The sequence below is a fragment of the Arthrobacter sp. NPDC080031 genome (assembly GCF_040702485.1).
Lineage (GTDB): Bacteria > Actinomycetota > Actinomycetes > Actinomycetales > Micrococcaceae > Arthrobacter.
In genome coordinates this window covers 131,885-137,884 of sequence record NZ_JBFBLA010000013.1, presented here as the reverse complement: position 1 = coordinate 137,884, position 6,000 = coordinate 131,885, and the positions used below count along the sequence as shown (strand labels likewise).

Genomic DNA, 6,000 nt, shown 5'->3' with positions numbered 1-6,000 from the left:
TTGGTGGCGGTGACGGTGAAGGTGTAGGCGGTGCCGTTGCTCAGCCCGGTGACGGTGGTGCTGGTGGCGGGCGGGTTGCCGGTGACGGTGACCGGCGCCAGGCTGGTGGCGCCTGCGCGCGGGGTGAGCGTGTAGGAGCTGATCGGGGAGCCGCCGTTGGCCGGGGCGGTCCAGGACACGGTCGCGGAGGCGTTGCCGGCGGCCGCGGTCACGGCGGTGGGGGCGGCGGGGGCCGTGGGGGTTGTCTGGGTGTTGGTGAGGGTGACGTCGTCGAGGTACATCCAGGTGTCGTCGGCGGGGCTGGCGCCGTCGAGGTGGACGTTGAACCAGAGGGTGATGCTCTGCCCGTTGTAGGCGGAGAGGTTGGTGCTGAGCTGGGTCCAGGTCCCGGAGTTGCTGCTGAGTTTGAACAGGCTGGCCAGGGTGGTGCCGGTCGTGGAGCGGACTTGTGCTTCCATCCAGTCGTAGCGGCAGGTGGTGCCGGTGCAGGTGTCGTCCGCGGTGTGGGGCTGGTACCAGAAGGACAAGGTGGTTGGTGGTCCCGGCGGCGGGCATCGTGATGGTCTGGGCCAGGCTGCTGTCCCCGAGCGGCTCGGCTCCGGAGGCCAGGCCCAGGAGCGCGGAGCCGGTGCCGGTGTGGGCGGTGGTGGAGGCCACCGGTGCCCGGACGCCGCCGGTGGTCCAGGAGGCCAGCCCGGATTCGAACCCGCCGTTGGCGACGCCCGGAGCGGGTGCGGCCGGCGTGACCGGGGCTGACGCGGCCGACCCCGGGGACGTGCCCACGGCGTTGGTCGCGGTGACGGTGAAGGTGTAGGCGGTGCCGTTGCTCAGCCCTGTGACGGTGGTGCTGGTCGCGGGCGGGTTCCCGGTGACGGTGACCGGGGCCAAAGCGGTGCCGCCGGACGAAGGCGTCACCGTGTAAGAGGTGACCGGGGACCCGCCGTTGGCCGGAGCCGTCCACGACACCACCGCGGAAGCGTTCCCCGCCGTCGCGCTCACGCCCGTGGGTGCGGCAGGCGCGGTCGGCGAGGCTGCCACGGTGATCGTGAGGGGTGGGGTGACCGCGTCGGGGCTGCTCCCGTTGGTCGCGGTGACCGTGAACGTTGCCGTGCCGGCCGTCGTCGGGGTGCCGGAGAGGACCCCGCTGGTGGCGTCAAGGCTCAGCCCGCCGGGCAGGGCACCGGAAGACACTGCAAAGGTCGGGGCCGGGCTGCCGGTCGCGGCGAAGGTGTAGCTGTAGGCGGTGTGGACGGTGGCGGTGCCCGGGGGAGTGTCCGCGGTGAACACCGGAGGTGCCGGTGTACCGGCAGCCACCGTCTTCAAAATGATGTCATCGGCGATCATGTCGCCATCCTGCATCGCGTGCTCTGCCCCCAGCTGAAGCACATTCATAGAAGTATTTGAACCGAGATCTATAAACCCGGTCGTGCTGTTCGAACGGTCAAAGAGTTTGGTGCCGTCCTGCCATACCTGGGCCTGGCTTTGCGCACCATTGACTACCAGGTGAATTTTCAGGGCAAACTTTTGGCCGACGGCTATGTGCCCCATGCCTATGATGGTGAAGCCTGAGCCGGTAGGCCATCTCACGAACAGGCTGCCCGATCCGTTTTGACGTGATACGTCCAACAGGCGGGTGCTGCCGTTGAAGAAGCGCAAGGTGGGTACGTTATTGTTCGAGGCGCTGCCTTCGCGCGTGATGTCAAACCAGCCGCTGGCCCAAGCTTCCCTGGCCGAAGCTGGCAAATTTTTCACCACGTTAGCCTCGGAGCCGCTATTCCCCGTCACATGTATTTGTGCAGCGCAGACGGGGGAGTTGGAAATTGCCGATTGCACCGTGGCGGTGGCGTCGCCCAACTGGGTGACAGTGGTCCATCTACTGAAATCATTGGTCTCAAAGTTATCGGCCAGAACGACTGTGCCGGGGTCAGCGTTAGTGGGAGCCGGAGCTGTGGGGTTGCAGGGGGACGTACTGGCCTGAACGCTGACCGCCGAGCCGAAGCTTGCATAAATCACTAAGGCGGCCATCACAAGCGAGGCTGCCAGAGCCGGGTGGCGCCCTCTTCGTGCCGAATTTCCCTTATGCTCCGTATTTGCCATGGGAGTGTCCCTTACGAGGTGGCGTCGGTGCAGGCGCTATGCCTGAGATCTGTGCGGCACGGACCACTCCCACTGGCCCGGGAGGACAGTTCTTCCGGGGGCTGGCACTGGTACGCCTGAGGGCGAGGTGCCGGCTTGCCCGGACCTTGAGGCTGCCCGCTGACCAGTCAGAGAGCTAGCCCAAGGACTACCGCCGACGTTAACGACTTCATTGGTCATCCTCGCCCGCATCATGGCCTCCTCTGGATGGACAGAGCCGTTCATAGTCAGTACCTCGTTGGCCGCCGCGATCGAAAGCTGTCCCGTGTCATTTAGCCCTGCCTCATAACGGCCGGCCGAGAAGGCGCCTGATCCGGAGCTTAAGTGCTGGCCAGCGCCTGGGGCGCGAGTGGGCGGCACCTGCTTTTTGGGCGGGAACACTCGCATATCCTGGGTTCGGGGAGCGCTCCCATCCGGTCGGACTTCTAATCTGGCGCTGTTGACAGTGTCAACACTTTCGGCTTCGGAGGTTGGGTCCCGCTGAGTGGCGGAGTTTTCTCTGCCGTGGTGAGCGAGCTCACCGAACGCATCGACGCCGAGCCGCTCGACGCCGCCGGCCGGCAGCTCAAGGTCCTCGCGAACGTTGCCGTGGTGACTTGAGGGCAATCAAGAAAAACCTGGCAATATCCCTTTGCGAGAATCCATAGATCCTATAGGGTCTATGATTAGCGGGTGCCGCCGACGATGACGGGCCCTGTCAAAGAACACAAAGGAGTGGGTTGTGGCAACGGAGACCGTTCAATCAAAGCCGCACGAATCGGCTGTTCGCAGGACCATCAAGAATCTGCGCTGGTGGATTCTGGGCTGGGCACTGCTGGCCGGGATCGTGAACTACATGGACCGGAGCGCCATTGCTATCGCGGCTCCGGAAATGATAAAGCAACTCGCGCTCACCAAAACGGACATCGGTTTGCTGGGAACCGTGTTTTCTTGGGTCTATGCCTTTAGCCAGTTGCCGGCGGGCTGGCTGATCGACAAGCTCGGGGCTCGTCGCATGTACTTCGTCGCCATAGCACTGTGGAGCGTTTCGACAGCGTTAATGGCGTTTGGCAGTAGGATGTGGCAATTTGTCACTTTCCGTGCCTTGCTCGGTATTACTGAGGCGCCCAACAGCCCGGCGTCGGCCAAGGTAACCGCGGAATGGTTTCCCCGTGCGGAGCGCGCGCAGGCCACCGCTGTATGGGATAGCGGCTCCAAGTGGGGACCCGCGATCGCCCCGCCCATCCTCACTGCGATCTTGCTTGGCTTCGGCTGGCAGGCCATCTTCGTGTTCCTCGGCGTCATCGGGGTGTTGCTGGCTGTTGGCTTCTTCATGTTCTACCGCTCGCCGGAGGAGCACCGAAGGCTCACCGCGAAGGAGTTCGAGCTCATCCAGCGGGACCGGGCCGATACTGCCGTCTCTGCGGCCAGTGTGTCCTGGTTTGCCTTGTTCAAGCACCGCCAAGTCTGGGGGCTCATGGCAGGATTCTTCTGCGTGATCTGGATTTGGAATATGTTTATTGTCTTCCTGCCCCTGTATCTGCAGCAGGCGCGCGGCGTCAGCATCGCCAACACAGGCTTCCTTGCGGCAGTCCCGTACCTCGTGGCGGCAGTCATGGGCCTGATCGGCGGCTACATCATCACGCGGTACTCACGTCGTCCTGGAACCAGCCCTCTGGCCGCCAAGCGCCATGTCACGGTGGCCGCCTCGATCGCCTCCGGCGTTTTGGTTTGCCTTGTGCCCTTCATCAGCGACCTCACCCTCTCCATGGTGGTGCTGAGTATCGCGATGGGGTGCATTGCCACCATGACGTCTGCTGCCTGGGCCATGCCGGGGGACATCGTTGACACAAAGCAAGTCGCATCCCTGGGCGCCATCATGAACTTCGGCGGCTACTTCGGCGGTGCGTTCTCTCCGCTGATTGCCGGAATGATCGCCGACGCGACCGGCTCGTACACGCCGTCGTTCGTCCTGGGCGGGGTCATTGCGGTCCTGGCGGCGGTCGCCTATATCGGTCTGGTGCGTCGGCCGATCGATGCCGAACGCGCGCCCGAAGTAGTCGGAGCATGAGCCGGCAGGCACCGTTCAAGGTCGCCATCACCGCCGATGCCGTCCGGCCAGACGGCACCTCGATCCATGGCGACCTTGGCCTTGAACGTTTGACGAACGCGGGCATCCAGTGGCACGTACTGCCCAGTTACGAGGATCCGATCCCTCGCGAGCACCTTCAGGGGATGGATGCCGTGCTTTCGCTCGGTCATATCCACTTCGGCGAGGAGACAATGGCGGCGGCACCCAAGCTGAAACTCGTTGCCCGGTTCGGTGCCGGCTACGACACGATCGACCTAGACGCCTGCACCCGGTCCGGGGTCTTGGTGACGAATACGCCGACGGCGGTGCGCAAGCCGCTCGCCGCCGCTGGCCTCACCTTGGTCCTCGTTCTTGCGCACCAGCTGCTCGCCAAGCACCGGCTGACCCGAACGTCCTCTTGGGCGGAACGGGAACGGCACCGCGGCTCTTCTATCGACGGTGCCACGCTCGGTATCGTCGGATTTGGGAGTGTGGGAGCCGAACTGGCCCGAATGGCGGCTCCGCTCGGGCTCAAGCTGCTGGGCAACAACCGCAGCGGCCACCATCCGAAGGCCGACGAGCTCGGAGTGAAACTGGTCGGCCTTGAGGAGCTGTTGAGGGCATCGGACTACGTGGTGCTGTGTGCCGCGCTTACGCCTGAGACCGAGAAGCTTATCGGCCAGCGGGAGCTGGAGCTCATGAAACCCTCGGCCTTTCTGGTCAACATCGGCAGGGGCAGACTGGTGGATACGGACGCGTTGCGCGACGCCCTGCGGCGGGACCGGATCGCCGGGGCAGGGCTGGATGTATTCGAGCCCGAGCCGCTGGCGGCCGACGACGAGCTCCTCCAAATGGAAAACGTCGTGCTCTCGCCGCACTCGCTTTGCTGGACTGCGGATTTCACGCGCGACGTTTCAGCCAGCGCGCTCGAAGCCGTCCTCGACGTCGCTTCTGGCCGCCCGCCGCGCAACCTGCTCAACCCCGACGCATGGCCGACGGCCAACGCAGCCGACGCTTCCGCCAGCAGCGGCGGGGGTATCGGCGGTGCTGTGACGCCCGTCGGGGCCGTGGCCGTCTCCGAAACAGCCAGCCACGTGGTGTATCTCCGCTCACAGGGCCATGATATCGACGTGCCGGTCACAGAACCCCGGCCGGCCGTCTCTAGGTGACGGCACCCTGCCGGTCCAGCACCTCGTCGGGGTGGCCAGGTCCGTGGCCAGGGTCATCCGTCCATCGACGGCAACACACCACGGCCTGGAGACTGATGGTCCTGATGCTTTGGATCAACGGTTTGCAGCGCAGCGCCATCCTGATCGAGAAACATCTGATTCGACGGTAGGTCCGGTGGAGGTGGCCTAGACCTATTCATGGGGCCAGGGGGAGCGGGAAGGACATAACGCTGGCGTACTGGCTGTAGGGCGTTGCGGGAGGCGGTCTTAGGCCACTTGCGAGAGCTGACCGCGGGCGTTTGTCCTGCCAAAGAGGGTGTGGACAGTGTCCCCACTTATGTCTGCTTTATCGGAGGGCTGAGAGGAGTTGAGTCCGATGTCAGTTTGGGTCCCCTCCATGTCGCCTTTCGGATCCACCTCCGCGGGTGCAGGAGACAGTCAGGGGAGCTCTCGCCTGCCGCCCGGTTTCCGCAGCGCTTGGTTAGCTGAGGATTTTGTGGATGGTGGTGCCGTCGCCGTGGGAGATGAGGATTCTGCTTTGGCCGTCGATCCGGACCCAGAAGTATGAGGCGTCTTCGGCAATGTCGTCGATGGTGCCGTGTTCTGGTGCGTAACCCGGTCGTTTGACGAGCACTCTGTCGCCGG

General features: G+C 64.4%; 5 protein-coding genes and 1 pseudogene. 3 read left to right on the top strand and 3 right to left on the bottom strand.

Annotation, left to right across the window (positions count from 1 at the left end):
* Positions 1 to 527: fibronectin type III domain-containing protein (locus AB0323_RS13125; protein WP_366177716.1), on the bottom strand; the 527-nt coding region annotated here is incomplete at its 3' end.
* 8 nt (positions 528 to 535) lie between these two features.
* Between AB0323_RS13125 and AB0323_RS13120 the strand changes: the two genes are divergently transcribed.
* Positions 536 to 814, top strand: a complete 279-nt coding sequence (locus AB0323_RS13120; RefSeq protein WP_366177715.1) for a hypothetical protein — start codon at positions 536 to 538, stop codon at positions 812 to 814.
* 8 nt (positions 815 to 822) lie between these two features.
* On the opposite strand, the pseudogene AB0323_RS13115 reads toward AB0323_RS13120, so the two are convergent.
* Positions 823 to 1,344, bottom strand: a pseudogene (locus AB0323_RS13115) (putative Ig domain-containing protein); the annotation flags it as partial.
* A gap of 1,513 nt (positions 1,345 to 2,857) precedes the next feature.
* Between AB0323_RS13115 and AB0323_RS13110 the strand changes: the two are divergent.
* Positions 2,858 to 4,186 (top strand): MFS transporter, encoded by a 1,329-nt coding sequence (locus AB0323_RS13110; protein ID WP_366177714.1) that lies wholly within the window; start codon positions 2,858 to 2,860, stop codon positions 4,184 to 4,186.
* The gene (locus tag AB0323_RS13105) at positions 4,183 to 5,355 is read left to right on the top strand and encodes an NAD(P)-dependent oxidoreductase (RefSeq protein WP_366177713.1); all 1,173 of its coding nucleotides are present in this window, start codon (positions 4,183 to 4,185) and stop codon (positions 5,353 to 5,355) included. Before AB0323_RS13110 ends, AB0323_RS13105 begins: the two co-directional genes overlap by 4 nt.
* Positions 5,356 to 5,836: 481 nt before the next feature.
* Here AB0323_RS13105 and AB0323_RS13100 read toward each other — a convergent pair whose 3' ends face one another.
* Positions 5,837 to 5,989 (bottom strand): hypothetical protein, encoded by a 153-nt coding sequence (locus AB0323_RS13100; RefSeq protein ID WP_366177712.1) that lies wholly within the window; start codon positions 5,987 to 5,989, stop codon positions 5,837 to 5,839.
* Positions 5,990 to 6,000 lie beyond the last annotated feature (11 nt).

What these genes read in the sequence shown, in the direction of transcription:
- AB0323_RS13105 (WP_366177713.1), top strand. Translation starts at nt 4,183, where the DNA reads ATGAGCCGGCAGGCACCGTTCAAGGTCGCCATCACCGCCGATGCCGTC.